This window comes from Rhizobacter terrae (assembly GCF_003852895.1).
Classification (GTDB): Bacteria; Pseudomonadota; Gammaproteobacteria; order Burkholderiales; family Burkholderiaceae_C; genus Albitalea; species Albitalea terrae.
The window spans coordinates 210,867-235,838 of sequence record NZ_QUSW01000007.1; the positions used below are offsets into that span (position 1 = coordinate 210,867).

Annotated in this window: 23 protein-coding genes and 1 tRNA gene; 15 read left to right on the forward strand and 9 right to left on the reverse strand. The window is 67.0% G+C overall.

The annotated features are described in order from the left end of the window. Nucleotides 1-164 precede the first annotated feature (164 nt). A complete protein-coding gene (locus DZC73_RS22750; RefSeq protein WP_124542677.1) occupies nucleotides 165-2,912 on the forward strand; it encodes a TonB-dependent receptor plug domain-containing protein in 2,748 nt (915 codons plus the stop codon). Nucleotides 2,913-3,642: 730 nt separating this feature from the next. Here DZC73_RS22750 and DZC73_RS22755 read toward each other — a convergent pair. Both DZC73_RS22755 and folE read right to left on the reverse strand, forming a co-directional pair. Then, nucleotides 3,643-4,071 carry a BLUF domain-containing protein gene (locus tag DZC73_RS22755; RefSeq protein ID WP_124542678.1) on the reverse strand — a complete coding sequence of 143 codons (429 nt, stop codon included), beginning with the start codon at nucleotides 4,069-4,071 and terminating at the stop codon, nucleotides 3,643-3,645. Nucleotides 4,072-4,081: 10 nt separating this feature from the next. Continuing rightward, a complete protein-coding gene (gene folE / locus DZC73_RS22760; RefSeq protein ID WP_407924124.1) occupies nucleotides 4,082-4,759 on the reverse strand; it encodes a GTP cyclohydrolase I in 678 nt (225 codons plus the stop codon). A 160-nt stretch (nucleotides 4,760-4,919) separates the two neighbouring features. On the opposite strand from folE, the gene rsmB reads away from it, so the two are divergent. The 7 genes from rsmB (at nucleotide 4,920) to DZC73_RS22795 (ending at nucleotide 11,627) form a co-directional block, all read left to right on the forward strand. Then, nucleotides 4,920-6,236, forward strand: a complete 1,317-nt coding sequence (gene rsmB, locus DZC73_RS22765) for a 16S rRNA (cytosine(967)-C(5))-methyltransferase RsmB (RefSeq protein WP_235835245.1) — start codon at nucleotides 4,920-4,922, stop codon at nucleotides 6,234-6,236. A 1-nt stretch (nucleotide 6,237) separates the two neighbouring features. Continuing rightward, a complete protein-coding gene (locus DZC73_RS22770; RefSeq protein ID WP_235835246.1) occupies nucleotides 6,238-6,849 on the forward strand; it encodes a DUF4390 domain-containing protein in 612 nt (203 codons plus the stop codon). A 12-nt stretch (nucleotides 6,850-6,861) separates the two neighbouring features. Further along, nucleotides 6,862-9,162 (forward strand): sensor histidine kinase, encoded by a 2,301-nt coding sequence (locus tag DZC73_RS22775; protein WP_124542680.1) that lies wholly within the window; start codon nucleotides 6,862-6,864, stop codon nucleotides 9,160-9,162. 16 nt (nucleotides 9,163-9,178) lie between these two features. Further along, complete coding sequence (locus DZC73_RS22780) at nucleotides 9,179-9,871, forward strand: response regulator (RefSeq protein WP_124542681.1); 693 nt, start codon at nucleotides 9,179-9,181, stop codon at nucleotides 9,869-9,871. A gap of 40 nt (nucleotides 9,872-9,911) precedes the next feature. Beyond that, nucleotides 9,912-9,987: transfer RNA gene (locus DZC73_RS22785), tRNA-Phe, on the forward strand. Nucleotides 9,988-10,127: 140 nt separating this feature from the next. Then, nucleotides 10,128-10,718 carry a TetR/AcrR family transcriptional regulator gene (locus tag DZC73_RS22790; protein WP_124542682.1) on the forward strand — a complete coding sequence of 197 codons (591 nt, stop codon included), beginning with the start codon at nucleotides 10,128-10,130 and terminating at the stop codon, nucleotides 10,716-10,718. A 54-nt stretch (nucleotides 10,719-10,772) separates the two neighbouring features. Next, nucleotides 10,773-11,627 (forward strand): SDR family oxidoreductase, encoded by an 855-nt coding sequence (locus tag DZC73_RS22795; RefSeq protein ID WP_124542683.1) that lies wholly within the window; start codon nucleotides 10,773-10,775, stop codon nucleotides 11,625-11,627. Nucleotides 11,628-11,631: 4 nt separating this feature from the next. On the opposite strand, the gene DZC73_RS22800 is transcribed toward DZC73_RS22795, so the two are convergent. From DZC73_RS22800 to DZC73_RS22810, 3 genes are all read right to left on the reverse strand, one after another. After that, a complete protein-coding gene (locus DZC73_RS22800) occupies nucleotides 11,632-11,994 on the reverse strand; it encodes a hypothetical protein (RefSeq protein ID WP_124542684.1) in 363 nt (120 codons plus the stop codon). A 119-nt stretch (nucleotides 11,995-12,113) separates the two neighbouring features. After that, nucleotides 12,114-12,536 carry a DUF2784 domain-containing protein gene (locus tag DZC73_RS22805; RefSeq protein ID WP_124542685.1) on the reverse strand — a complete coding sequence of 141 codons (423 nt, stop codon included), beginning with the start codon at nucleotides 12,534-12,536 and terminating at the stop codon, nucleotides 12,114-12,116. Between the two features lie 62 nt (nucleotides 12,537-12,598). Beyond that, nucleotides 12,599-13,564 carry a LysR family transcriptional regulator gene (locus tag DZC73_RS22810; RefSeq protein ID WP_124542686.1) on the reverse strand — a complete coding sequence of 322 codons (966 nt, stop codon included), beginning with the start codon at nucleotides 13,562-13,564 and terminating at the stop codon, nucleotides 12,599-12,601. A gap of 104 nt (nucleotides 13,565-13,668) precedes the next feature. Between DZC73_RS22810 and DZC73_RS22815 the strand changes: the two genes are divergently transcribed. After that, on the forward strand, nucleotides 13,669-14,538 hold the full coding sequence (locus DZC73_RS22815; RefSeq protein ID WP_124542687.1) for an oxidoreductase: 870 nt from the start codon (nucleotides 13,669-13,671) through the stop codon (nucleotides 14,536-14,538). A gap of 12 nt (nucleotides 14,539-14,550) precedes the next feature. On the opposite strand, the gene DZC73_RS22820 is transcribed toward DZC73_RS22815, so the two are convergent. Next, nucleotides 14,551-14,895 (reverse strand): hypothetical protein, encoded by a 345-nt coding sequence (locus DZC73_RS22820; protein ID WP_124542688.1) that lies wholly within the window; start codon nucleotides 14,893-14,895, stop codon nucleotides 14,551-14,553. A 199-nt stretch (nucleotides 14,896-15,094) separates the two neighbouring features. Between DZC73_RS22820 and DZC73_RS22825 the strand changes: the two genes are divergently transcribed. Next, entirely contained in the window at nucleotides 15,095-15,688 is a 594-nt protein-coding gene (locus tag DZC73_RS22825; RefSeq protein ID WP_124542689.1) for a PEP-CTERM sorting domain-containing protein, read from the forward strand. On the opposite strand, the gene DZC73_RS22830 is transcribed toward DZC73_RS22825, so the two are convergent. From DZC73_RS22830 to DZC73_RS22840, 3 genes are read right to left on the reverse strand one after another with little or no spacing between them, the layout of a single operon-like run. Beyond that, nucleotides 15,685-17,154, reverse strand: a complete 1,470-nt coding sequence (locus DZC73_RS22830) for an ATP-binding protein (RefSeq protein ID WP_124542690.1) — start codon at nucleotides 17,152-17,154, stop codon at nucleotides 15,685-15,687. The genes DZC73_RS22825 and DZC73_RS22830 overlap by 4 nt on opposite strands. Then, complete coding sequence (locus DZC73_RS22835; protein ID WP_124542691.1) at nucleotides 17,147-17,878, reverse strand: response regulator; 732 nt, start codon at nucleotides 17,876-17,878, stop codon at nucleotides 17,147-17,149. Before DZC73_RS22835 ends, DZC73_RS22830 begins: the two co-directional genes overlap by 8 nt. Continuing rightward, complete coding sequence (locus DZC73_RS22840; protein WP_161974707.1) at nucleotides 17,875-19,080, reverse strand: ABC transporter substrate-binding protein; 1,206 nt, start codon at nucleotides 19,078-19,080, stop codon at nucleotides 17,875-17,877. The genes DZC73_RS22835 and DZC73_RS22840 overlap by 4 nt, the downstream gene beginning before the upstream one ends. Before the next feature lie 317 nt (nucleotides 19,081-19,397). On the opposite strand from DZC73_RS22840, the gene DZC73_RS22845 reads away from it, so the two are divergent. The 5 genes from DZC73_RS22845 to DZC73_RS22865 all read left to right on the forward strand — a co-directional run bounded on the left by DZC73_RS22845 (nucleotide 19,398) and on the right by DZC73_RS22865 (nucleotide 24,932). Then, entirely contained in the window at nucleotides 19,398-20,654 is a 1,257-nt protein-coding gene (locus DZC73_RS22845) for an ABC transporter substrate-binding protein (protein ID WP_124542693.1), read from the forward strand. 24 nt (nucleotides 20,655-20,678) lie between these two features. After that, the gene (locus tag DZC73_RS22850) at nucleotides 20,679-21,593 is read left to right on the forward strand and encodes a carbohydrate ABC transporter permease (RefSeq protein WP_124542694.1); all 915 of its coding nucleotides are present in this window, start codon (nucleotides 20,679-20,681) and stop codon (nucleotides 21,591-21,593) included. A gap of 68 nt (nucleotides 21,594-21,661) precedes the next feature. Next, the gene (locus tag DZC73_RS22855; RefSeq protein WP_235835256.1) at nucleotides 21,662-22,480 is read left to right on the forward strand and encodes a carbohydrate ABC transporter permease; all 819 of its coding nucleotides are present in this window, start codon (nucleotides 21,662-21,664) and stop codon (nucleotides 22,478-22,480) included. A 13-nt stretch (nucleotides 22,481-22,493) separates the two neighbouring features. Then, nucleotides 22,494-23,618 carry an ABC transporter ATP-binding protein gene (locus DZC73_RS22860; protein ID WP_124542696.1) on the forward strand — a complete coding sequence of 375 codons (1,125 nt, stop codon included), beginning with the start codon at nucleotides 22,494-22,496 and terminating at the stop codon, nucleotides 23,616-23,618. Nucleotides 23,619-23,744: 126 nt separating this feature from the next. Further along, nucleotides 23,745-24,932 carry a maltoporin gene (locus DZC73_RS22865; RefSeq protein WP_124542697.1) on the forward strand — a complete coding sequence of 396 codons (1,188 nt, stop codon included), beginning with the start codon at nucleotides 23,745-23,747 and terminating at the stop codon, nucleotides 24,930-24,932. The last annotated feature ends 40 nt before the right edge of the window (nucleotides 24,933-24,972 follow it).

Sequence of the window (24,972 nt, forward strand, 5' to 3'; positions counted from 1 at the left end):
CATCAAGGAATACCCTTCCTGCGCGGCACGCGGCTTGCATCAAGAATCGCCCGCGCAGGGATTCGGTGCAGCTTTCGACCGTTCGACACGGGCGAGACGAACGCGCACCGCGGCCTGGTCCACCGATCAACTGACACTTCCCCACGAGGGAGCAGGAGGAATACATGTTCCAGACGACACGTCTGTGTCGCGGGCTTGCGCTCGCATTCGGAGGGTGCCTCGCGCTGTGCGCGCTGGGCGCCTCGGCACAGGAACAGCAGCTGGGGCGCGTCGAAGTGACGGGCTCCTCCATCAAGCGGGTCGAGTCCGAGACCGCACTGCCCGTCACCGTCATCACGCGCGAGCAGATCGAGCGCAGCGGCGCCACCAACGTCGAAGCCCTCCTGCAGCGCGTCACGGCCAGCGCGGCGATGCAGTCCGACACCACGCAGGGCGCGGGCTACGCGACCTCCAACGCGAACATGCGCGGCCTGGGCGCGAACTCCACCCTCGTCCTGCTCAACGGCCGCCGCCTGGCCAACCATCCGTTCGGCAGCATCGGCGGCACGGTGGCGGTGGACCTGAACAGCATTCCCTTCGCCGCCATCGAGCGCATCGAAGTGCTGCGCGACGGCGCCTCGGCGGTGTACGGCACCGACGCGGTGGGTGGGGTGATCAACTTCATCACGCGCCGCGACTACACCAAGGGTGAACTCAGCGTGCGCTACGGCGCGCCGCAGCAGAACATCGGCGGCAAGGAAAGCGGCGTCACGCTGTCCTACGGCATGGGCGACATCGCCTCCGACGGCTACAACCTGCTGCTCACCGGCAACTACCAGAAGAACACCCGCATCCGCGCGGTGGACCAGGGCTACTACAACCGCGGCATCCAGGAGATCCCGGGTTCCGATCCCCCGACCTCGGGCCGCGCCTTCCCGGGCCGCCTGGTGGACTACAACCTGAGCCCTGGTGCCTACCGCGACGCCACCTTCACCGACCCCACCTTCGCGCCTTGCGATCCGGTGAACACCGTGGTCGTGACCGCAGCCGCACCCACGCCCAGTGGTGCTCCGCTCAAGCGCTGCCGCTTCATCTACTCGGCCACGCTGGACAACCTGCCCGACCAGGACAAGTACGACATCTTCGGCCGCTTCACCAAGAAGATCAGCAACGACATGGAGTTCTTCGCGGAGGCTTCCTTCGCGCAGAACCACAACATCGGCCGCGTGGCGCCGGTGCCCATCGACTCCACCGCCGGCCACCTGGACCCGACGACGGCGCTGTACCCGAGCTTCGCGATTCCGGTCACGAGCAAGTACTTCCCGGCCGCGCTGCTGACCAGCCTGGGCTACACCGTGCCCACCACCGGCATGGCCGAAGTCTCGATGCGCGCCGTGCCCGTGGGCAACCGCATCAACGACAACACCAACCAGCAGACGCGCCTGCAGGGCGGCTTCAAGGGCACCTTCAGCGGCTGGGACTACGACACCGCGCTGACCTACGCCCGCGGCACCGGCGACCTGAAATACTTCGGCTACATCAACGAGCCCAAGTTCATCGCGGCGCTGGCCACCGGCAACATCAACCCCTTCGGCCCGAACGACGCGGCTGGTGATGCGCTGCTTCGCACGACGCTGATGGAAGGTCCGATGCGCCAGTCCACCAGCACCACCACCGTGCTGGACGGCAAGGCCAGCCGCGAGCTGATGCCCATGGCCGGCGGCAACCTGGCCGTGGCCGCGGGCTTCGACCTGCGCCGCGAGCAGGCCAACGACCATCCGGTGAACGCCGACTACAGCGCCGGCCTGCACATCGGCGGCGAAGGCTCGGTGCCCGAGACCAACGCCAGCCGCAATGTCATCGGCGTGTTCGGCGAGTTGAGCGCGCCCTTCGCCAAGGGCTTCGAGGCCGGCCTTGCCGCGCGCTTCGACCGCTACAGCGACTTCGGCTCGACCTTCAACCCGCGCGCCAGCCTGCGCTGGCAGCCGGACAAGACCATGCTGCTGCGCGCTTCGGCCGGCACCGGCTTCCGGGCGCCGTCGCTGTGGGACGTGAACAGCCCGCCGTCGATGACCAACACCGCGAACTCGCTGGTGGACCCGGCCTGCCCGATCGCCGACGACTCGCGCTGCGAGAGCCAGTTCAACGAGCGCTTCGCCTCGTCGCCCAACCTCAAGCCCGAGAAGTCGCAGCAGTTCACGCTGGGCCTGGTGTTCGAACCCACGCCGAGCATCTCCGCTGCGGTGGACTACTGGTACATCGCCAAGAAGGACCAGATCAGCGTGATCACCGGTGACGCCATCCTGACGGACCCGGCGCTGCTGGCCAAGTTCGGCAGCCGCATCCACCGCACGCCGGACGGCTTCATCAGCTACATCGACACGCCGATCGAGAACCTGGGCGACCTCAAGACCTCGGGCATCGACATCGACGTCAAGACGCGCTGGAACCTGGAGTCGCTGGGCCGCCTGACCATTGGCCTGGCCGGCACCTACGTCAACACGTACAAGCTGCAGAACTACAAGGACGGCCCGTACACCAGCTACGTGGGCACCGCCGGCGACGGCGGCAGCGTGCAGCCGCATCCGCGCTGGCAGCACACGCTGAGCTTCGACCTGCAGCAAGGCCCCTGGGGCGTGACGCTGGAGAACCAGTTCGTGAAGGGCTGGACGGAAGCCGCATCGCTGGTGGACGCCAACATCGGCGTCGCGACGGACTACCACGTCAAGGACTCCAGCCGCTGGAATATCTCGGGCATGTACAACGGCGTGAAGAACCTGACCGTGCGCGTGGGCATCCGCAACCTCTTCGACAAGGAGCCGCCGTTCACCGCGGTGCCGTCGTACGGCTCGCATGCCGCCGGTTATGCGGCCTCGTTCGTGGATCCCCGCAAGCGCTTCTTCTACGCGTCGCTGGGGTACCAGTTCAAGTAAGACGGGCTGGTGTGATTGGGAAGGGCGTCCGTTGGGGCGCCCTTTTTCTTTCTTCTTTCGCCTCGTTCTGGTGGTTCCGCGGCAGGCGGCATGGGCCAGGGGCTGCGGCTGTGGCGGTCGGCCTGCGGCCGACTGCGCTGTGCTGCTCGCACCGAGGGGTGCACGGGGAAACTCCCGCCGCGCGCCTGCGGTGCGCTCTGGTCAGACAGTCCCCGTGAGTATGAGGACGAAGCGTGCTGCGCACGCCACCCCTCGGTGCTGCGCTGCTCGCCGCCACAGACGCAGCCCCTGGCCCATGCCGCCTGCCGCTCAACAACCGATGGGTGTGCTCGACGAGAAAACCCAATGCTGCAACAGCAAAGGCGTGGGTGGGCTGGCTGGGGCGCGCATCAGGAAGCGGCGAGGAGGTGAGCACGGACACAAGAGGTCCAGACCTCTTGTGCCTTGCGAACGGCCGGGCCTTGGCCCGGCGCGGCCTGCAAGGCCAGGGCTTGTGGTCGCGCGCGCAGCGCGCTTCGTCATCTGACTTGCCGCAGCTGTTTGAGCGCAGCGCACCGCAGGGGCCTGAAGCGAGTTTCTCGCCGGACCACAAGCCCGAGCACCGCAGCGGAGTCGGCCAACGGCCGACCGCTTCCGCCGCGCGCCCCAGCCAGCCCACCCGCGCCTTTGCCCATCCCATCGATGGTCAGACACCAAAAACCGTCAAGGAAACGCGACGCAACCAGCCAGATCACTGCCCGGGGCAGGAGATCACCGCGGTGGCCACCAGCTCGTCGAAGAGCGCGATGGTGGCTCTGGCGGACATGGTGTACGGGTCCAGCACAGGCCGGTCGGAGTATTTCAGCAGCACGCCCGGGTTCAGGCGCGACAGGTTGGCCTGGCCCATGGCCCAGCCGGCGAAGCGGCGCTCGCCGATCTCGTCGTAGCTGAGCAGCACCACGTCCTTGTGCCGCTTGTCGTGCGTGATGGCGTTGTAGAGCGCACTCACCGCATCGCGTCCGCCCTCGAGCAACTGCAGGAAGACACCGTCGGAGAAGATCAACACGCCGGTGATGCCCTGCACGAGGTTGTGGTTGCGCGACGTCTTGGTGATGGCCGCGAGGCTCTCGGGCGTGACCGCTTCGGCGGCCCGGCTTGCGTAGATCAGTCGTACCAGCATGGCCGTCTCCTCAGCCGTTCTTCTTGCTCAGCAGCGAGAGGAATTCGCGCCGCAGGTTCGCATCTTTCAGGAAGGCGCCGCGCATCACGCTGTTGGTCATCATCGATTCGTCGTCCTTCACGCCGCGCCAGTGCATGCAGAAGTGGTCGGCCTCCATCACGATGGCCAGGCCGTCGGGCTTGACGCGTTCCTGCAGCTCGTTGGCCAGCATGGTGACGGCCTCTTCCTGGATCTGCGGGCGGCTCATGATCCAGTCGCAGATGCGGGCGTACTTGGACAGGCCGATGAGGTTGGAGTGCTCGTTGGGCAGCACGCCGATCCACACCTTGCCGAGGATGGGGCACAGGTGGTGCGAGCAGGCGCTGCGCACCTTCACCGGGCCGACGATCATCAGCTCGTTCAGGCGCGAGAAGTTCGGGAACTCGGTGACCGAGGGCATGGGCACGTAGCGGCCCTTGAACACCTCGTGGATGAACATCTTGGCCACGCGCGAGGCGGTGTCGTTGGTGTTGTGGTCGCTGTCGGTGTCGATCACCAGCGACTTGAGCACCTCGTGCATCTTGGCCTCGACTTCTGCCTTGAGCTCGTCGAGCTCGCCATCGGCGATGAAGTCGGCGATGTTGTCGTTGGCGTGGTAGCGGCAGTTGGCGCCGACCAGCCGGTAGCGGATGCGCTCGGACGCGCGCATGCCGGCGAGTTCTTCCTCGCTCTTGAAGATGGGGTGGGTGGTTTCTCGAAGCATTGCGGACTCCCGGACCTCGGGTCCGTGAGCGTAACAGGACGGGCAATTCCGGTGCCGGCCTGGGCCTGAGCCGGGGGTGAGGCCGCGAGCGCCTAGACTGCCGTCCGTGACTGCCAACCTTTCCCTGCCCCTGGCCGAACTCCTGTCCCACACCGCCGATGCCGTCCAGGCGGTGCGGCAGGGCCATTCGCTCAACGACGCGCTGGACCGCTGTCCGGCCGACGCCCGTCCCGGCACCCAGGCGCTGAGCTTCCAGGTGCTGCGCTGGCTGGGCTGCGCCCAGGCCGCCCGTGCCTGGCTCGCGCCCAAGGCACCACCGCCGCCGGTGGATGCGCTGGTGCTGTCCGCCCTGGCCCTGCTGTGGCCCGGCGGCGAGGCGCCGTATGCCGCGCACACCCTGGTGGACCAGGCGGTGAGCGCCGCCCGCCAGCGCCACAAGGCCAGCGCGCCCTTCATCAACGCGGTGCTGCGGCGCTTCCTGCGCGAGCGCGACGCCATCGTCGAAGCGGCGGGACGCGACTTGGCGGCGGCCCACAACCATCCGGCTTGGTGGATCAAGCGGCTCAAGGTCGACTGGCCGGAACAGTGGCAGGCCCTGCTGGAAGCCAACAACCACCGGGCGCCCATGACCTTGCGGGTCAACGCCCGCCGCAGCACCGCCGCGCAGTACCTGGAGCGGCTGCGCGAGGCCGGCCTGGGCGGCCAGGCCTTCGGCACGCACACCGTGGTGCTGGACCTGCCCGTGCCCGTCACACGCCTGCCCGGGTTCGCCGAGGGCGATGTCTCCGTGCAGGACGCCGCCGCCCAGCTCGCCGCGCCGCTGCTCATTGGCGATGGCCTGCCCGCGGGCGCCCGGGTGCTCGACGCCTGCGCCGCCCCCGGCGGCAAGACCGCCCACCTGCTGGAGCTGGCCGACCTGGACGTGCTGGCCCTGGACAGCGACCCGGCGCGGCTGGCACGGATCGACGACACCCTTGGCCGCCTCTCGCTGAAAGCCCGCACCGTCGCTGCCGATGCCGGCGACACGGCGGCCTGGTGGGATGGGCAGGCTTTCGACGCCATCCTGCTGGACGCACCGTGCAGCGCCTCGGGCATCGTGCGCCGGCATCCGGACGTGCGCTGGCTGCGCCGCCCGAGCGACATCACCACGCTGTCCGACACCCAGGCACGGCTGCTGGATGCCCTGTGGCCGATCCTGGCGCCCGGCGGGCGGCTGCTGTACTGCACCTGCTCCGTGTTCAAGGCCGAAGGCCAGCATCAGATCGACGCTTTTTTGCAACGCCGCAGTGATGCCATCCTCGCGAAGCACCCGCCTTCTCCCGGACACCTGCTGCCTCTGCCCGACAATGGCTCCAAGGCCGCGACGCCCCTCCTCGGTGCGTCACCCGACGGCTTCTTCTACGCTCTCCTTCAGAAACGCTGAATTGCCTGCCTTGGACGTGCACCGCCTCGAACCGGTCACCTGCACCCGGCCCCGTGCGATGCGCACGGGCTGGGCGTGGTGGCTTTCCGTGCTGCTGCTGGCCGTCATGGCCTGGCTGCTGCCGCAAGCCGCCCGGGCCGACCAGCCCGAGGTCAGCGAATTCGAACTTGTCCACAACGAAGAGGGCCTGACCCTCAGCTTCGGCGTGAAGTTCGATCTGCCCAAGGGCGTGGAAGACGCGCTGCTCAAGGGCGTGCCCCTGTATTTCGTGGCCGAGGCCGAGGTCTTCCGCGACCGCTGGTACTGGCGCGACCGCAAGGTGGTCAGCGTCAACCGCGTCTGGCGCCTGGCCTACCAGCCGCTCACCCGCAAGTACCGGGTGAGCTTCGGCGGCCTGAACCAGAGCTTCGATTCCCTGGGCGATGCCTTGCTGAGCGTGCGACGGGTCAGCGGCTGGAAGATCGCCGACGTGCGCGACATCGACGATGGACGGCATTACGTCGAGTTCACCTACCGCCTGGACACCACCTTGCTGCCGCGGCCGATGCAGATCGGCATCGGCGGGCAGCCCGAATGGACGCTTCTTGTCGAGAAGACGCAGCGCTTCCGCTGAAGCGGGATTGAAATGACCAAAGCCAACCGCTGGGCCTGGATCATTTCGCTGGTCGCGATCACCGGCGCAGTGCTGGTGCTGTCGTTCCTGCTGTCCATCGCCACCAACAACCGCGCCTTCTACGAGCGGCACTATCCGTGGCTGTTCTGGGTGAACGTGACGGTGGCCGGCTTCCTGGTGCTGGTCATCGGCATCGCTGCCGTGCGCCTCCTGGTGCGGGTGCAGCGCGGCAAGTTCGGCAGCCGCATGCTGCTCAAGCTGGCAGCCATCTTCGCGCTCGTGGGGGTTCTGCCGGGCGTGCTCATCTACACCGTGAGCTACCAGTTCGTGTCGCGCAGCATCGAGAGCTGGTTCGACGTGAAGGTGGAAGGCGCGCTGGATGCCGGCCTGAACCTGGGCCGCGGCACGCTGGACACGATGGTCAACGACCTGGCCAACAAGACCCGCATCGCCGCCGAACGCCTGGCCGACCGGCCCAGCAGCGAGCAGCGCGACATCGCACCGCTGGCGCTGGAACGGCTGCGCGAGCAGCTCTCGGCGCAGGACGTGGCCATCGTCGGCGCGGGCGGGCAGATCATCCTCTCGGCGGGCAGCGCCACCGGGTCGCTGCTGCCCGATCGTCCGTCCGGCCTGCTCCTGCGCAATGCACGCACCACCCGCGTCGTGAGCCAGCTCGAAGGCCTGGAAGACGATGCGCAGCCCGGCGGTGCGCGAATCCGCGCGCTGGCCTTCATTCCCAGCACCAACTTCGTCCTGGCGCAGCAGGACCGCTACCTCATGGTCACCCAGCCGCTGCCCGCGGCCCTGTCCACCAATGCGCTGGCGGTGCAGTCGGCCTACCGCGAGTACCAGCAGCGCGCGCTGGGCCGCGAAGGCCTGCGCAAGATGTACATCGGCACGCTCACGCTCACGCTCATCCTCGCGGTGTTCGGCGCCTTGCTGCTGGCGGTGACGCTGTCGAACCAGCTCGCCCGGCCGCTCTTGCTGCTGGCCCAGGGCGTGCGCGAGGTGGCGCAAGGCGACCTGAGTGCCAAGCCGGTGTTCGCCTCGCGCGACGAGCTGGGCGGCCTCACGCGGTCCTTCGCGGACATGACCGAGCAGCTCTCGGAAGCGCGGGTGATGGTCGAGCGCAGCGTGGCGCAGGTGGAAAGCGCCCGCTCGAACCTGCAGACCATCCTCGACAACCTGACCGCCGGCGTGATCGTGTTCGACCGTGAGGGCGCCATCGACACGGTGAACCCGGGCGCCACGCGCATCCTCAAGCTGCCGCTGTCGGCCTACCGCGGCAGGCGGCTGGAAGAGGTGCCTGGCCTGGAGGCTTTCGCCCAGTCCATCCAGCAGCGCTTCGAGCTGCATGCCGCCAGTCCCGAGGCCGGTGAGCGCGACCAGTGGCAGGACTCCTTCGAGCTGCAGACCGCCTCCGACCGCGACACGCTGACGCTGCTGGTGCGCGGCGCGGCCATGCCGCAGCATGCCCGGCTGATGGTGTTCGACGACATCACCGAGGTCGTGTCCGCCCAGCGCAGCGCGGCGTGGAGCGAGGTGGCGCGCCGGCTGGCGCATGAGATCAAGAACCCGCTCACGCCCATCCAGCTGTCGGCCGAGCGCATGCAGCAGAAGCTCGAACCCAAGCTCGAAGGCACCGACCAGGCCATGCTCGTGCGTTCGGTGGGCACCATCGTCGCGCAGGTGCAGGCCATGAAGACGCTGGTCAACGAATTCCGCGATTACGCCCGCCTGCCGGCCGCCCAGCTGCGCCCGCTGGACCTCAACGCCCTGGTGCGCGAGGTGCTGCAGCTGTACGCCGCCGCGCAGGAGTCGGGCGTGCTGCACTGCGAGCTGGGGCAGGGGCTGCCGGCCATCCTCGGCGACGGCTCGCAGCTGCGCCAGGTCATCCACAACCTCGTGCAGAACGCGCTGGACGCCGTGGCCGACAAGCCGGTGGGCCGCGTGCTGGTGCGCACCGAGGTCGCCCGCACCGAGAGCGGCGACGTGCGCGCCGTGCGCCTGCAGGTGGTGGACAACGGCCCTGGCTTCGCCGACAAGGTGCTCAAGCGCGCGTTCGAACCCTACGTCACCACCAAGTCTAAGGGTACGGGCCTGGGGCTTGCGGTGGTCAAGAAGATCGCCGACGAGCACGGTGCCCGGGTGCGCCTGGCCAACGTCAGCGCCCCACGTTCGGAGGGGGAGCCCACCGAGGCGGCGGTGGCAGGGGCGCAAGTCTCGCTATCATTCGCAAAATTCGCGCCTGCCGACGCCGCCGTCTCCGCGCCGCAGGCCGCCGCACCGGGGGCGCAAGCCCCGGCGCACTGAGTCCACGAAAAGGTCCATGGCCAACATTCTTGTTGTCGACGATGAACTGGGCATTCGTGCCCTCTTGTCGGAAATCCTCACCGACGAAGGCCACAGCGTCGAGCTTGCCGAAGATGCCGCGCAAGCCCGCGCCTGCCGCGAACGGGTGCGCCCCGACCTCGTCCTGCTCGACATCTGGATGCCCGATGTCGACGGCATCTCGCTGCTGAAGGAATGGAGCGCGGGCGGCCTCTTGACGATGCCCGTCATCATGATGAGCGGCCACGGCACCATCGACACCGCGGTGGAAGCCACCAAGCACGGTGCCATGGCCTTCCTGGAAAAGCCCATCACCCTGCAGAAGCTGTTGCGCGCTGTGGAGCAAGGCCTGGCCAAGCCCAGCGCGCGGCCGGCACCTGCGGCGCCCGGCAGCCTCTCGCGGCTGGACAACCACCACCCCATGGACAACGTGCTGGTGGGCAGCCTGCCCACGCCGCCGGTGGTTCCCCTGTCGCTGGGCCCGCAGGCCGAGCAGAGCTTCGACCTCGACCGGCCGCTGCGCGAGGCGCGAGACGCCTTCGAGAAGAGCTACTTCGAGTTCCACCTGGCCCAGGAAAACGGCAGCATGACCCGCGTGGCTGAGAAGACCGGCCTGGAGCGCACCCACCTGTACCGCAAGCTCAAGCAGCTGGGCGTGGACTTGTCCCGCAACAAGCGCGGCGGGGGCTGAAAAGGATCGCCTAAAAAGCCTGCTAGAATCGCCGGCTCACGGCCAAGTAGCTCAGTTGGTAGAGCAGCGGATTGAAAATCCGCGTGTCGGTGGTTCGATTCCGCCCTTGGCCACCAGTTTCAAGGCCAACCGATTGTCGGTTGGCCTTTGCATTTCTGGCCTGCCTTTGCCTGGCGACGAACTGCGCCCAGGCTCACTCATCTTTCGGGTTTCATCGCTGCGCAAAGCAGCATTGCTTTTAACCGAATAAAAATTCATGTATGATGACCTCATCATGAAGCCCAAGGACGAGAAAAAGGTCGAGGCCATCGCTGCAGCGGTCTACCTGCTGGCAGCGCGCCACGGCTTGGCGGCCGTGACCCTGGCCGACATCGCCCGCGAGGCCGGTGTGGCCACCAGCACGCTGTACGTCTACTACAAGTCCCGTGAAGACCTGCTGGACGACGTGTACCAGAAGGCGAAGACCGCCACCGTCACCCGCTACAGCCGAAATGACGATCCGGCGGCCTCTCTGAAGTCCAGGCTGCGCCTGATCTGGAACAACATCGTCGACAACCGCATCGAGAACCAGCAGCAGGTGGCGTTCCTCGAGCAGTACTACCACTCCGAATACCTCAGCGAAACCAGCTGTGCGCTCGGCCAGCGCATGACGGCGCCGTTCCTCGAACTCCTCGTCGGAGGACAGAAGAGCGAGCAGCTCAAGCAGGTGCCGCCGCCCTTGCTGGCGGCAACGGTCATGGGCCTGGCGAAGGAGACGGCAGTCCTCGTCAGCAGAGGCCATCTGCCGGATGATGAAGACACTCGCGCGAGCGGCTTCCAGATCTGCTGGGATGCCATCAGGGCCTGAGCCCTGCTTTTTTTGATCTTTAACCGAATTGTTTTTCGCCAAAAGGAGGCGTAAATGCAAACCACCGATCGTTCCTCTCCCAAGACTGTGCTGATCACGGGCTGTTCCTCCGGCATCGGACGAGCCGCCGCCCATCGCTTTGCCCAGGCGGGCTGGCAGGTGGTCGCCACGATGCGCGACCCCAACCAAGCGGGCGATCTCGCCGGACTGCCCAAGGTCCTGGTCCACGCCCTTGACGTCACGGACCAGGGCTCGATCAAGGCGGCGGTCGACGCCACCTTGTCGCGCTTCGGTCGCCTCGATGTCGTCATCAACAACGCCGGGTTCGGCCTGTTCGGGCCCTTCGAGCCGGCCAGCGATGCGGTGATCGAGCGGCAGTTCGCCACCAATGTCTTCGGCGTCTTCAATGTCACCCGGGCGGTGCTTCCGACGCTGCGTGCCCAGGGGGCTGGCGTCATCGTCAACATCGCTTCGGTCGGTGGCCTCACGACGCTGCCGTTCAACTCGCTGTACCACTCGGCGAAGTACGCCGTGGTCGGCTTCACCGAGGCCCTCAATCACGAGCTGGCGGACTTCGGCGTGCGCGCCAAGTTCGTCGCGCCCGGCGGTGTTGCCACCGACTTCGCTGGCCGCTCGCTGTCGGTGACCTTCGCCGATGACAGCCACCCCTATGCCGCGAATGTCGCCAAGGCCATGGCCGCCTGGGGCAGCCGCCGCGGCGGGTATTCCTCGCCGGAGCAAACCGCCGAAGTGATCTTCACCGCTGCGACCGATGGCACACGGCAAGTCCGCTATGTCGCGGGTGCAGACGCCGAAGCCCTGCTGGCGATGCGCGCGGGGACAGACGACGCTGGCTATCTCGATCGGATGAGGCAGGCCTTCGGCTTGGGTGGCCAGATCACCGCGTGACGTGCTAGCCCCTGGCGGCGCGGCTGTGGTGGATGAACAAGTACAGCAAGCCGATGGGCGCGATGAACAGCGCCCCGCCCCAGCAGACTGCCATGGTCATGACCTTCACGAACAGCATCAGGAACAGGTTCACGATGAGCACGGTGTCGCCCATGAAGAAGCCGACCACGCCTTCATAGACGAAGCGTGCATACGGATACAGCAGCGTGTTGACGACGAGGATCACGTAGGCCGCCAACGGTTGCGGGTTCGGCGACCTGGACATGGCGAAGAAGAACATCGCCGGAAAGATGAGTCCGAAAACGAAATGCCGGAAGTAGTAGCTCGGCGCCAGACCGCCGAACGTCTTCTGGATGATGGGATGCATGCAGGTCCTCCTGGTGGTTTGATTTGGACGCGCAGGCTATCAGGTCACTGTCTCCGGATGTGAAGTTGTGTTGACGCCGCGTTGCGTGGTCGCGGACAGGAGGCGGTGGGCGGCCAGGATCAGCACTCGGCATCAACGGCGGCGCGAGGTGCGCGCAACCCCACCCGAGGCGGGAAGAACCACCAGGCGGCCGCGACCGCCAGCGCGAAGACCGTGTACGCCACCGTGAACACCCACGCCGGTGCCGACCAGAACAGCACCGCCTGCAGCCAGTGCTCGATGAAGCTGCCTTGGTAGCTAGTGGCATGGGCCTGGACGCGCAGCCACCTCTCCAGCGTCGTGAGCGGGCATTCGATGCCCAGCCACGATTCAGCGACGACGATGCCGATGGTGCCGATGTGCAGCAGCCGGAACCACAGCGCGTTGACCCAGCGCCAGCCCAGCAGGTTGCCGGCAACGATGATCACCAGGCCGGCGACGACGAAGAGGACCAGCGCGGTGTGCAGCGTGAGCACCGCGTTGGCCAGGAGTTCGTAGGGCATCGGATGTCCTTCGCAGGATTCGCAACGCCGCCCATCATGCATGAGGACGAGGCACGCAGGCTTCAGTTCCTCGCGCCCGCCCGGCCGCGGCGCACCGACAACTCCTTGTCCGCCAGCACGAACAACCCTGCACGGCCAGCCACCTGCTCGACCACCAGGTCGATGAACGCCCTCACGCGCGCGGGCTGCGCCACGCGACTGCCGTAGTACAGGTGCAAGCGCAGGTGGTCTGTGACGTGCGCGGCGAGCACGGGTACGAGCTTGCCGCTGCGCACCAGCGGCGCCGCGGTGACGCCCACCAGTTGCCCGATGCAGTGGCCCGCGACGATGGCATCCGCCTCGAGGTCCACGTCATTCACGTTCACCGCCGACGCGACATCGACGGCGACGACCTCCTGGCCCACCTTGAATTCCCAGGGCATCAGCTTGCCGGTGCCGGGGTGCCGAAAGCCGCTGCAGCGGTGGCGAGACAGGTCATCGATGCTGCGCGGGGTGCCGTGCTGCTTCAGATAGGACGGCGAAGCACACACCACCAGCTGCAAGGGCAGCAGCTCACGCGAGATCACGCCCTCGCTCGGCGGCGACCCGGCCCGGAAGCCGACGTCGATGCGGTCGTCCACCCAGTTGCCGATGCGGTCGTCAAGATGCACGTCGGGTTCGATTCCCGGATGCCTGCGGCAGAACTCGTCGAGCACCGGCCAGATCACGGGGATCATGACCGAGCGCGGCGCCGTGATGCGAAGCGGCCCTGCGATGGCTTCCCGATCGCGACGCACCACGTGCAACGCGCGATGCAATGCGGCCAGGCCCGGCTGCGCGGCTTCCAGGAAGCGGCTGCCCTCCTCGGTGAGGCTCAGGCTGCGCGTGGTGCGATGGAACAGCCGCACGTTCAGGTGTGCTTCGAGCTGCGACAGCGCCTGGCTGGCGGCCTGCGGCGTGATGCCCTGCGCGACGGCGGCGCGCCGCAGGCTGCCCAGCTCCGCGGCCTTCGCGAAGGTGGCGATCGCACGCAGTTCGTTGAAGGCCATTGTCACGATTCACTTGATGATCAATGAATCGATTATGGGCTAGTCGACGATCAATCCGATGCCTACATTGACGGCCATCGACCACCACCAAGGAACCGGCTGCCATGACAGCTTCACCAACCCACTCGCCGCGTGTCTGGATGATCACCGGCGCATCGCGCGGCATCGGCCAGCGCATCGCCCAGGCCGTGCTCGCCCACGGCGACATCGTCGTGGCCACGGCACGCGACACCCGGCCGCTCATGCAACGCTTCAGCAGCGAGCATCCGTCGTTCCTGGCCGTCACGCTGGACGTGACCGACGAGGCCCAGGCGGCGCACGCCGTCGAGACTGCGCTGGCGCGCTTCGGCCGCATCGATGTGCTGGTGAACAACGCTGGCTACGGCTTGCTGGGCGCGGTGGAGGAATCGACCGCCGACGAAGTGCGCCGGCTCTACGAGACCAACGTGTTCGGCCTGCTCAACGTGACGCGTGCCGTGCTGCCATCGATGCGCCAGCGGCGCCGCGGCCATGTGGTCAACGTGTCGTCACTGGGCGGCTACCAGTCGTCCGCAGGTTTCGGCCTGTACTGCTCGACCAAGTTTGCAGTCGAAGGCATCACCGAGGCACTGCACGCCGAGTTGGCGCCGCTGGGCATCCATGCGACCACGGTGCAACCGGGCTACTTCCGCACCGACTTTCTGGATGGCCGCTCGCTCGAGGTATCGCCTCGGGTGCTGGCCGACTATGCGCCCAGCAGCGGAGCGGTGCGCGAAGCGGCCACGCGCATCAATCACAACCAGCCCGGCGATCCCGAGCGTCTTGCTCAGGCCTTGATCACGCTGGTGGAATCGCAGGCGCCTGCGATGCGGCTCCCCTTGGGAACCGACACCTTGCAGACCATCCGCGACAAGCATGCCTTCGTGGAGCGCGAGATGGCGACGTGGGAATCGCTCTCGGCATCCACGAACTTTCCGGCCGCGCTGCGCGCCTGAGCGCGCGGGCGTTCAGCCCTTGAGCACGGCGCGGCGATACAGCTCGACCGGGCTCAGCGACACCTCGCGCGACGACACCTCGTCCACGCGCGTTGCCGAGCGGTCCACCCGCTTTGCCGCCGCCACGGCGGCGTCGCGCGAGACGCCGTGGTGGATCAGGTAGTGCGCATAAGGGCCGAGCGCGGCATCGTCTTCGTCGACGAAAATCGAGACGTCGCGCTTGGCCGCGCTGTCGCCCAGCACGACGGACTTGTAGGTTTGCAGGGCCGGGTCGGCATCGGCGGCGAAGGCGGCGCCGGACGTCAGTGCAGCGGCGACGACGACGGCTTGGAAGAGGGTGCTGAGCTTGGAGTCCATGGAAGACCTCATGTGTTTGGTTGGGTAGTTCCAAGGTAGGGACAGGACTGGCGGCCATAAGAGCGGCATTCGGCAACGCGCGGTTCCTGAAATCGCAACAGTCGATCGGCCGACAAGCCACGCTGGAGGCAGGGGAACCGAAACGGTGCGCCATCACGGCTCGCTACAGTCGGCGCCCACCACACAGGGAGAAAACGCCATGGCCTTCCATGTCAGCGGATCGTTTTCCGGCATCGAGCACGCAAGCGAGCTGCCGCTGCCGTTTCCAGCGCCCCGGCCCATCGGGTTCTACGACGGCGCGCCCGTCACCGGCACCTTCAGCCTCGACGTGGTGAACCCCACGTTCCAGGTCGGCGGCGTCGACTATGCGTACTACGTCAACGGGCCGGGCAGCATCTACTTGGTGACCTACGACATCAAGGACCAGCACTTTGCCTACACCGCCGATGCGAGCGTCATCTTGCTGGACAACCCGGCAGGCGGTGCGGGCGGGCAGTCGGCCACCTTTCTCACGGACTTCATCCCGAAGTACCAGGGCGCCATCTTCTCGTTGACAGGGGCGTCGGGCAGCCTCTTCACGGGGCTGGACCCGTCGAGCCTGCACCTGGACGCCTCGGCGCTGCCGGAGTTCGGCACTGCCTTTGCCAATGCGGCGGAGAAGATCTGGGTTGGCGTGGAGGTCAATGCCGTGCACTTCGACGCGGCGGCTGTGCCCGAACCGGCCACGGTCGCAATGATGCTGGTGGGTTGCCTTCTGGTGGCCTGCTTCGCCAGGCTGCGGGCCAGGCATTAGCTGGCCGCAGGCTGCCGCTTCAATCGGACCGTCGCAACCAGTCCGCCTTCGGGATGGTTGCGCAGGCCCAGCTCGCCACCATGCTCGGCGACGATGCCGCGCGCGATGCCCAGCCCCAGGCCTGATCCGTCGCGATGCATCTCGCGGCCATGCTCCAGCCTCACGTAGGGCTCGAAGATTTCCTCCAGCGACCCCTCGGGCAGGCCAGGGCCATGGTCGCGGATGATGACGCTGGCCGCGTCATCGCCCACTTGGCCTGACACCTCCACGCGTTGCCCGTACCGCAAGGCGTTGTCGATGAGGTTGCCCAACGCGCGCTTGAGCGCCAGCGGCTTGCCCAGCACGGTCATCTCGGGCAGGTCCACGCTGATCTGCGCCCCCGATGCAATCGCCGTCGCCGTCAATCGCTCCACCAGCCGGTCCAGCCGCACGTCGGCGATGTTCTCGTGGATCTGCGTGTCCTTCACCGTCTGCAGCGCACCCTTGACCATCACGTCGAGCTCATCGAGGTCTTCATGGAAATCAGCGCGCAGGGCATCGTCGTCCAGCAGTTCGGTGCGCAGCTTCAACCGCGTGATGGGCGTCTTCAAGTCGTGCGAGATGCTCGCGAACAAGCGCTCGCGGTCGTCCACGAAGCGCTGGATGCGGGCCTGCATGTCGTTGAAGGCGCGGGCAGTACCGCGCAGTTCCCGGGTGCCGGTTTCCTCGACGCGGTTCGAGTGCATCTCGTTGCCGAAAGCGCTGGCCGCCTGCGCGAGGACTTGCAGCGGCCGGGTGAGTCCGCGCGCCACCAGCATCACCAGGCCGAGCACCGTCAGCAGCGTCACGCCTTGCAGCAGCAGCCGGTCGCGTGGCAGCGGGTCGGCGTTGTCGAGGAAGTAGGGGTCAGGCATGGTGGTGGCCAGCAGCAGCCACCCGCCGGGCTCGAACTCGGTCTGGATCACCAGGAGCGGCGCCGGCCGCGAGTGCAGCAGCAAGGAGCCTTCGACCCAGTTGTCGGGCAGGTCCTTCAGCCGGCGGCCATCGTCGGTCACGGCGAGGTTGTCCGGCCACGCGAAGGCCGCATCCGCCGTCGCGCTGCCCGACAGTTCCGCATTGATCTGCTCGCGCACGGCCCGCGTCACCGCGGACGCCAGCGATGAATCGTTGATCGCCGGCACCATCACGTGCGCCCGGTTCACGTTCACGAAGAAGCGCGTGCCGCCCATGGTACGCAGCTGCTCGATGAGGATGGGCCGGTACTGCGCCGGCAGGTCGCGGAAGAAGCGGATCGACCCGGCCGCGCTCACCGCGAGCTGCTGCGCCGCCTCCTTCGCATCGCGCTGGGCGTTCTGCCGCAGCTGCCAGGCCCAGATGGCCGTGCCCAGCAGCTGGCTCAGCAGGACGCCCGCCACCATCATCAGCATCACGCGGGCGCGCAGCGTGTCCGGCAGTAGCCGGTCGCGCCAGCGCGGCGTGTCACTCATGACTGGCGCTGACTTCCACCGACAGCACGTAGCCGCTGCTGCGCACGGTCTTGATGAGCGCAGGCTGCTTGCCGTCGTCGCCCAGGCGCTGGCGCAATCGGCTGATCTGAACGTCCAGCGAGCGGTCCATGGGGCCGAGGTCGCGGCCACGCGTCTGCTCCATCAGGCGGGAGCGGTCGAGCACTTCGCCGGCATGCTCGGCGAAGATGCGCAGCAGGTCGAAGTCCATGGCGGTGAGCGTGATCTGTGCGCCGTCCGGGCCCTTGAGCGTGCGCTCCAGGCGGTCGAGGCAGAAGCCCGCAAAACGCAGGAAGCGCGGTGCGCCCGCGGCGTCGGCCATGCCGGTGCGCCGGTGGATCGCCTTGATGCGCGCCAGCAGTTCGCGCGGGCTGTAGGGCTTGCCGATGTAGTCGTCCGCACCCAGCTCCAGCCCCACGATGCGCTCGGTCTCGTCGGAGCTCGCGGTGAGCATGATGATGGGCACCGCCGAGCGGTTGCGCACCATCTGGCACAGCGCGAAGCCGTCGGTGTCGGGAAGCATCACGTCCAGGATGACGAGGATGAGGTCGTCCTTGTAGCGTTCGAATTCATTGCGGAAGCTCGCGCCGTCGTGCGCGAGCTGCACCACGTACTGGTGCTTCTCCAGGTAGAGCTTGAGCAGGTGGCGCGTCTTCTGGTCGTCGTCCACCGCGAGGATGGTGCGCTTGCGGGGTGCCGTGGTCATGGTTGTCGTGAGGCGGCGCGCACGATGGCGGCGAGCCGCTGCTGGGTCTGTTCGGGGCTCTGCCCCTTGTTCTTCACGAAGCGGTGCAGCACGTCGGCCAGCGCGTCCTTGGTGGATTCGTCCGCCGCCATGCGGTGCGCGATGCTGGGCACCTGCACGCTGCCGGGCCGCGAGAGCGTCTGCCAGGAATCGCGGGCGCACACGTCGAGCTGCTGTACGTCGATGTCGGTACGGACAGGTACCGAGCCTTTCGCCTTGTTGTAGGCCAATTGCACAGCCGGCTGGGTGATGATGTCCGCCAGCCGCTCCTGGTCCGCGTCGCGGTGCTTCTTGCCCACGAGCATGGCCAGGGTGTCGATGCTGTACAGATGCATGCCGTCGGTGTTGGGCACGGCTGCGCAGCCGAAGTCGGTGCCGGGTTCGGCGCCCCAGGCCATGAGCTCACCACGGGCCCAGTCGCCCATGAACTGCATGCCCGCCTGGGCCAGGTAGATCTGGCGTGAGGCGGCTGTCCAGCGCTGCTCGACCACGTTGTCGCCGTTGAGGTCGCGCAGCCAGCGCAGCCGCGCCAGGGCCTTGGCCACGCGCGGATCCTGCCAGGCCTGCCAGCGCCTGGCGGTGGCCAGTTCCGCGTAGAGCGTGGGGCCGGCATCGCCCAGCAAGATGGCCTCGAACACCGTCAGCACTTGCCAGGGTTCGTCGCTCCAGGCGATGGGCACCAGCTTGGCGGCGCGCAAGGCCGTGGCCGCGTCCTCGATGTCGCTCCAGGTGCGAGGCGCGGGCAGCTTCAGGCGCGACCACAGCTTCTGGTTGTAGAGCAGCGTGTTGATGCGGTGCACGCCCAGGGGCGCGGCCACGACGCGGCCCTGGTGGCTGGCCACCTGCAGCACCACCGGGAACATCACCTGCGACCATTTGCCGCGCAGGGCCACGTCGTCCAGCCGCAGCACCAGGCCCAGGTCCGCCCAGTCCGCCAGGGTGCGGCCGATCACCTGCGCCACGTCGGGCGGGTCGCCGGCCAGCACGCGGCTCTTCAGCACCTTCACCGCCGCCACGCCGCCGCCGCCGGGAATGGCCGCGTCGTTCCAGGCGATGCCACGCTTGTCGAGCTGCTGCACCAGTTCATCCACCGCGCGCCGTTCGCCCGCGGAGGTCCACCAATGCAAGACGTCCAGGGACTGCGAATGTGCGACTGCTGCCATGCCAGCCAGCAGTATGAGAGCCAGGGCACGGCGCCCATGCCGCAGTGCGCCTTTCAAAGCCTGAGGAATTGCAATGTTGTGTAAGTCCGGGGCGCAAGGGCACCCCATGGCGCTGCACAGGCGGGCTGGCCGGTCCATGTAATGAAGCGTGATCGCTGCCCTTCGCCGCATGGCGTTTTTCCTCGTGTGCACAAGCACTTAGCGCTGGCTTGAACGAGAGCCGCACAACCCTCGTGTCACATGGATCGCGATGCTACCTTGCGCCCCGCGTTGCAACACCCGCGACTTCACGGACACACGACCAGGAGACTTTCGACATGAAGACATCGATCCGAATCGCCGCCGCAGCCCTGCTGGGCACCTGCGCCCTGATGCGCGCCCAGGCCGGCACGCTCATCATCGAAAGCTGGCGCACTGACGACAAGGCGCTGTGGGAAGAAGTGCTGCTGCCGGCCTTCAGCAAGGCGCACCCGGGCATCAGCGTCAAGTTCGCCCCCACCGCGCCGCCGGAATACAACTCGGTGCTCAGCGCCCGCCTGACCGCCGGCACCGCGGGCGACCTCATCACCTGCCGCCCCTTCGACGTGTCGCTGGACCTGTACAAGAAGGGCCGGCTGGACAAGCTCAACGGCGAAGCGGGCCTGGCCAACTTCCCCGACTCCGCCAAGGTGGCCTGGCAGACCGATGACGGCCGTGACACCTACTGCATGCCCATGGCCTCGGTGATCCACGGCTTCTTCTACAACAAGAAGATCTTCGCGGACCTGGGTCTCACGCCGCCCACCACCGAAGCCGAGTTCTTCAACGTGCTCGACAAGGTGAAGGCTTCGGGCAAGGCCGCGCCGCTGGACCTGGGCACCGCCGACCAGTGGGAGGCCAACCAGATCGTCTTCACCGGCATCGGCCCCAACTACTGGCATGGCGAAGAAGGACGCCGCGCGCTCATCGCTGGCAAGAAGAAGTTCACCGACCCCGAGTTCACCGATGTGTGGGCCACGATGGCGAAGTGGGCGAACTACCTGCCCAAGGGCTACCAGGCGCAGACCTATGGCGACTCGCAGACGCTGTTCAGCTCCGGCAAGGCCGCGGTGATCCCGACCGGTTCGTGGGACATCGCCTTCTACCAGAAGGAAGGCGGCCTGGACTTCGGCGCCTTCCCGCCGCCGGTGCGCAAGGCGGGCGACACCTGCTACATCAGCGACCACACTGACATCGGCATGGGCATCAACAGCAAGGGCAAGAACAAGGCCGACGCGAAGGTGTTCCTGAACTGGCTGGCGTCCAAGGAATTCGCCGACCTCTACACCAACAAGGTGACGGGCTTCTTCTCGCTGTCCAAGCATGCCATTGACGTGAAGGACCCGGTGGCCAGGCAGATGCTCGGCTGGCGCAACACCTGCAAGTCGACCATCCGGCTGAACGCGCAGATCATGAGCCGCGGCGAGCCCAGCATGGAAAACGAACTGTGGACCGTGAACTCGCAGGTGCTCAACGGCAAGATGACGCCCAAGGACGCAGGCCAGCGCATCCAGGCCGGCTTTGCCAAGTGGTACGCGCCCCAGCAGGGCCAGTGATCGAGCGCGTGGAGTCCTGACCTCATGAAGCAGCGTTTCGGCTGGCATGTGCTGGTGTTCCTGGCGCCGGCGTTCCTGATCTACAGCGCCTTCAGCGCCTGGCCGCTGGCCGACACGCTGCGTCTCGGGCTCTACGCGACCGACGAGCATGGGGGCGTGGCCTTCGCGGGCCTCGCCAACTTCCAGAAGCTGCTCTTCGACCCGCAGTGGTTCGAGAGTTTTCGCAATGCGATGCGCAACAACATCGTGTTCTTCGGCATCCACACGCTGGTGCAGAACCCGGTGGCCCTGCTGCTGGCGGCGTTGCTGTCGCTGAAGGGCGTGCGTGGTGCGGCAACGTACCGCACCGTGCTGTTCCTGCCCACGCTGCTGTCGGTGGTGATCATCGGCTTCACTTGGCAGCTCATCCTCTCGCCGCTGTGGGGCCTGGCGGAGAAGGTCCTCGGCGTCTTCGGCCTGGCCGACTGGTTCGGGCCGTGGCTGGGCATGGAGAACACCGCCTTGCCCACCATCGCGCTCATCTCGGTGTGGCAGTTCGTGGGCATTCCGATGATGCTCATCTACGCCGCGCTGATCGCGATTCCCGATGACGTGATCGAGGCCGCGCAGGTGGAAGGCGCCAGCCCATGGCGCATCTTCTGGCAGATCCGCCTGCCGCTCATCCTGCCCACGCTGGGTCTCGTGAACATCCTCACCTTCGTGGGCAACTTCAACGCCTTCGACCTCATCTACTCGGTGAAGGGCGCCTCGGCCGGGCCCAACTTCAGCACCGACTTGCTGGGCACCTTGTTCTACCGCACCTTTTTCGGCTACCAGTCGCAAGTCGGCAGCGCCACCATGGGCGCGGCGCTGGCCACCTTGATGTTCCTCGTGATCCTCTCGGGCGTGGCGCTGTACTTCTTTGTCATCCAACGGCGCCTGCAGCGCTTCGCACTGTGAGCGCGGTCATCATGTCTTCTCCTTCCACGGACCGCGCTGCATCGCACGGTGGGCTGCGTGCCGCCGCCATGGCGCGCTCCACCTTCGTGCACCTGGTGCTGGGCGGCTACAGCCTGCTGGTGCTGTGCCCCATCCTGCTGGTCATCCTCAACTCGTTCAAGACGCGGCGCGCCATCTTCGACGACCCGCTCGCGTTACCCGCGGCGGCCAGCTTCAGCGTGGCGGGCTACCTGAAGGTGCTGTCCAACGCCTCCGTGCTGGGCATGTTCGCCAACAGCGCGCTCGTGACCGGCGTGTCGCTGGCGCTGATCCTGCTGTTCGGCGCGATGGCCGCCTGGGGGCTCACCGAATACGGTTTTCGCGGCAACCGCTGGCTCGTGCTCTTCTTCGCCTTCGGCATCATGGTGCCCATCCGCCTCGGGTCGGTGTCCATCCTGCAGACCATGGTCGCGCTGGACCTCGTCAACACGCTGACCGCGCTGGTGCTGGTCTATGTGGCGCAGGGGCTGCCGCTGGCGATCATGATCCTGTCGGAGTTCATCCAGCAGGTGCCCGGCGAGCTCAAGGACGCGGCGCGCTGCGACGGCGTGGGCGAGTTCACCATCTTCTTTCGCATCATCCTGCCGCTCATCCGCCCTGCGGTCGCCACCGTCACCGTGTTCACCATGGTGCCGATCTGGAACGACCTGTGGTTCCCGCTGATCCTCGCGCCGTCCGAGGGCACGCAGACCATCACGCTGGGCGTGCAGCAGTTCATCGGCCAGTTCGCCACCGACTGGAACGCGGTGCTGGCCGCGCTGTCGCTGGCCGTGCTGCCCATCCTCGTGCTGTACGCGCTGTCGTCGCGCCAGCTCATCCGCGGCATCACCGCGGGTGCCGTCAAGTAAGCGAGCCTGACCCATGGCCCAACTTCAACTCTCCAATCTTTCCAAGACCTACGGCGACACGCAAGTGCTGCAGGGTGTGGACCTGTCCATCGGACACGGCGAGCTCATCGTGCTCGTGGGACCGAGCGGCTGCGGCAAGTCCACGCTGCTGCGCATGCTGTGCGGGCTGGAAGACATCACCGAAGGCGAGCTGCGCATCGACGGCGAGGTGGTGAACCACCTGCCGCCGGCCCGGCGCGGCATCGCGATGGTGTTCCAGAGCTACGCGCTCTACCCGCACATGACGGTGCGGCAGAACATGGCCTTCGGCCTCAAGCTGCACGGTGCGAGCCGCGAAGAATGCGACCGGCGCATCGCCGACGCGGCCAAGGCCCTGCACATCGATCACCTGCTTCAACGGCTGCCGCGAGAACTTTCGGGCGGCCAGCGCCAGCGCGTGGCCATCGGTCGCGCCATCGTGCGCAATCCCCGGCTCTTCCTGTTCGACGAGCCGCTGTCCAATCTCGACGCCGCGCTGCGCGTGAAGACACGCATCGAACTCGCGCGGCTGCACAAGGAGCTCGGAGCCACCATGGTGTACGTCACCCACGACCAGACCGAAGCGATGACGCTGGGCGACCGCATCGTCGTCATGCACGAAGGCCGCGTCCAGCAGGCTGGATCGCCGCTGGAGCTTTACCAGCAACCCGCCAACCGTTTCGTCGCGACCTTCATCGGATCGCCCACCATGAACCTGCTGCCCGCCCGCGTGAAGGCGGTGCGCGACGACGGCGTGGAGCTGGAGCTGTCCGACGGCCGGCCGGTGTTCGCCATGGTCTGGGGCGAGGGCATGAAGGAAGGCCAGGAGGTGGAGATCGGCATCCGCGCCGAGCACTTCACCGTGATGCCCGAAGCCTGTGCCGTCGAAGGCACGTTGCTGCACGGCACGATCACGCTGGTCGAGCAGCTGGGCGAATCCCACCTCATCTATTTGCGCACCGCGGCCGGCCACGAGCTGGTGGTGCGCGGCAGCGGCCACACCCGGCTGCGCATGGACGGCGCCATCGTCGTGCACGCCTCGCCCGAGGTGCTGCACGTGTTCGACGCCAAGGGCCGCGCCTACCGGCGCCTGCACCCCGAGGGTCCGGTCCACGCCTGACCTCCTGAAGCTGGCCTAGGCCACTTCCCCTCCCATCACCTTTTCCACATCCGACGCGCGGCGTGGGGCCTGCGCGTGGGCGAACTCGTCCCCACGATTCTCACAACACCACGAGGAAGACGAAACATGAACCAACTCATGAAGGGGTGCGCACGGCTGGGCCTGTGCGCCATGACATTGGCGGCAGCCCAGGCAGCGAACGCAGTCGATGCGTCGGGCTACTTCCGTGCCGGACCGGGGTCCACGAGCAAGGGCCATGCACGGCAGTGCTACGGCATCGCCGACCCGGGCCTGAAGTACCGGCTGGGCAACGAATGCGACATCTACGCCGAGCTCATCCTGTCGCAGCCGATGAAGGTGGACAACATCGAGGCCAGCGCGGTGATCATGACCGACCTGTGGAACGGTGCCACCGACAGCGGCTCCGAACGGCTGGAGATCGGCCAGCTCTTCGGCACCATCAAGGGCGTGGACTTCCTGCCCGAGGCCACTTTCTGGGCCGGCAAGCGCTTCTACTACGCCAACCAGGGCGTGCACATCGTCGACACCTGGTTCTGGAAGCCGGGCGCCGGCAGCGTGGGTGCGGGCGTGGATGACATCAAGATTCCGGTGGGCAAGTTCGGCCTGGCCTACTTCCGCACCGACGGCGCAGCCGCCGACGGCACCATGCCTTCGAGCCGCCTGCACATGGACTGGTCGGGCATCGAGGTGAATCCGGATGGCAAGCTGCGCGTGAACGCCAGCCTGTCGCGCGGCGACTTCAGCGGCGGCAAGTCGGGCATCGCGCTGAACTTGCATCACACGCAGTCGAACTTCCTCGGCCTGGGCGGCGCCAACGAGCTGATGCTGCAGTACGCGCAGGGGTCTGCGAACATCAACGGCTCGTTCGGTGTGGCCACGGAAGGCTCGGAAGTGAAAACCTGGCGCCTGGTGGAAAGCCCGACCTGGCAGGTCGGCCCGCTGGGCGGCCAGGGCCTGCTGATGCTGGCCAAGACCACCAAGCCGGCCGGCGAGACCAAGGAGATGAGCCTGGGCGGCCGTGCCTCGTATGCGGTGAGCAAGAACGTCAAGCTGCTGGCTGAGCTGGGCATCTCCAGCAAGACCCCGCCCACCGGCGGCAAGCAGCACGTGGACAAGCTGACCCTGGGCCCGGCCATCGCCCCGGCGGCGGACTTCTGGAGCCGCCCGGAGTTCCGTGTCTATGCGACCTTCGGCAAGTGGAACGCGGCGGCCTCGGCCGATGCGGCCAACAGCCTGCCCACGGACAAGAGCCACGCCACCAGCCTGGGGGCGCAGTTCGAAGTCTGGTTCTGAGAAAGAAATTGTTTCGGCCTTGTCGATTCCACGGCGGCTG

Bases quoted from the DNA above. Each gene is read 5' to 3' on its own strand.
- DZC73_RS22750 (WP_124542677.1), top strand. From the start codon at position 165: ATGTTCCAGACGACACGTCTGTGTCGCGGGCTTGCGCTCGCATTCGGA.
- DZC73_RS22755 (WP_124542678.1), bottom strand. From the start codon at position 4,071: ATGCTGGTACGACTGATCTACGCAAGCCGGGCCGCCGAAGCGGTCACG.
- folE (WP_407924124.1), bottom strand. From the start codon at position 4,759: ATGCGCGCGTCCGAGCGCATCCGCTACCGGCTGGTCGGCGCCAACTGC.
- DZC73_RS22775 (WP_124542680.1), top strand. From the start codon at position 6,862: ATGACCAAAGCCAACCGCTGGGCCTGGATCATTTCGCTGGTCGCGATC.
- DZC73_RS22780 (WP_124542681.1), top strand. From the start codon at position 9,179: ATGGCCAACATTCTTGTTGTCGACGATGAACTGGGCATTCGTGCCCTC.
- DZC73_RS22790 (WP_124542682.1), top strand. From the start codon at position 10,128: ATGTATGATGACCTCATCATGAAGCCCAAGGACGAGAAAAAGGTCGAG.
- DZC73_RS22795 (WP_124542683.1), top strand. From the start codon at position 10,773: ATGCAAACCACCGATCGTTCCTCTCCCAAGACTGTGCTGATCACGGGC.
- DZC73_RS22800 (WP_124542684.1), bottom strand. From the start codon at position 11,994: ATGCATCCCATCATCCAGAAGACGTTCGGCGGTCTGGCGCCGAGCTAC.
- DZC73_RS22805 (WP_124542685.1), bottom strand. From the start codon at position 12,536: ATGCCCTACGAACTCCTGGCCAACGCGGTGCTCACGCTGCACACCGCG.
- DZC73_RS22810 (WP_124542686.1), bottom strand. From the start codon at position 13,564: ATGGCCTTCAACGAACTGCGTGCGATCGCCACCTTCGCGAAGGCCGCG.
- DZC73_RS22815 (WP_124542687.1), top strand. From the start codon at position 13,669: ATGACAGCTTCACCAACCCACTCGCCGCGTGTCTGGATGATCACCGGC.
- DZC73_RS22820 (WP_124542688.1), bottom strand. From the start codon at position 14,895: ATGGACTCCAAGCTCAGCACCCTCTTCCAAGCCGTCGTCGTCGCCGCT.
- DZC73_RS22825 (WP_124542689.1), top strand. From the start codon at position 15,095: ATGGCCTTCCATGTCAGCGGATCGTTTTCCGGCATCGAGCACGCAAGC.
- DZC73_RS22830 (WP_124542690.1), bottom strand. From the start codon at position 17,154: ATGAGTGACACGCCGCGCTGGCGCGACCGGCTACTGCCGGACACGCTG.
- DZC73_RS22835 (WP_124542691.1), bottom strand. From the start codon at position 17,878: ATGACCACGGCACCCCGCAAGCGCACCATCCTCGCGGTGGACGACGAC.
- DZC73_RS22840 (WP_161974707.1), bottom strand. From the start codon at position 19,080: ATGGCAGCAGTCGCACATTCGCAGTCCCTGGACGTCTTGCATTGGTGG.
- DZC73_RS22845 (WP_124542693.1), top strand. From the start codon at position 19,398: ATGAAGACATCGATCCGAATCGCCGCCGCAGCCCTGCTGGGCACCTGC.
- DZC73_RS22850 (WP_124542694.1), top strand. From the start codon at position 20,679: ATGAAGCAGCGTTTCGGCTGGCATGTGCTGGTGTTCCTGGCGCCGGCG.
- DZC73_RS22855 (WP_235835256.1), top strand. From the start codon at position 21,662: ATGGCGCGCTCCACCTTCGTGCACCTGGTGCTGGGCGGCTACAGCCTG.
- DZC73_RS22860 (WP_124542696.1), top strand. From the start codon at position 22,494: ATGGCCCAACTTCAACTCTCCAATCTTTCCAAGACCTACGGCGACACG.
- DZC73_RS22865 (WP_124542697.1), top strand. From the start codon at position 23,745: ATGAACCAACTCATGAAGGGGTGCGCACGGCTGGGCCTGTGCGCCATG.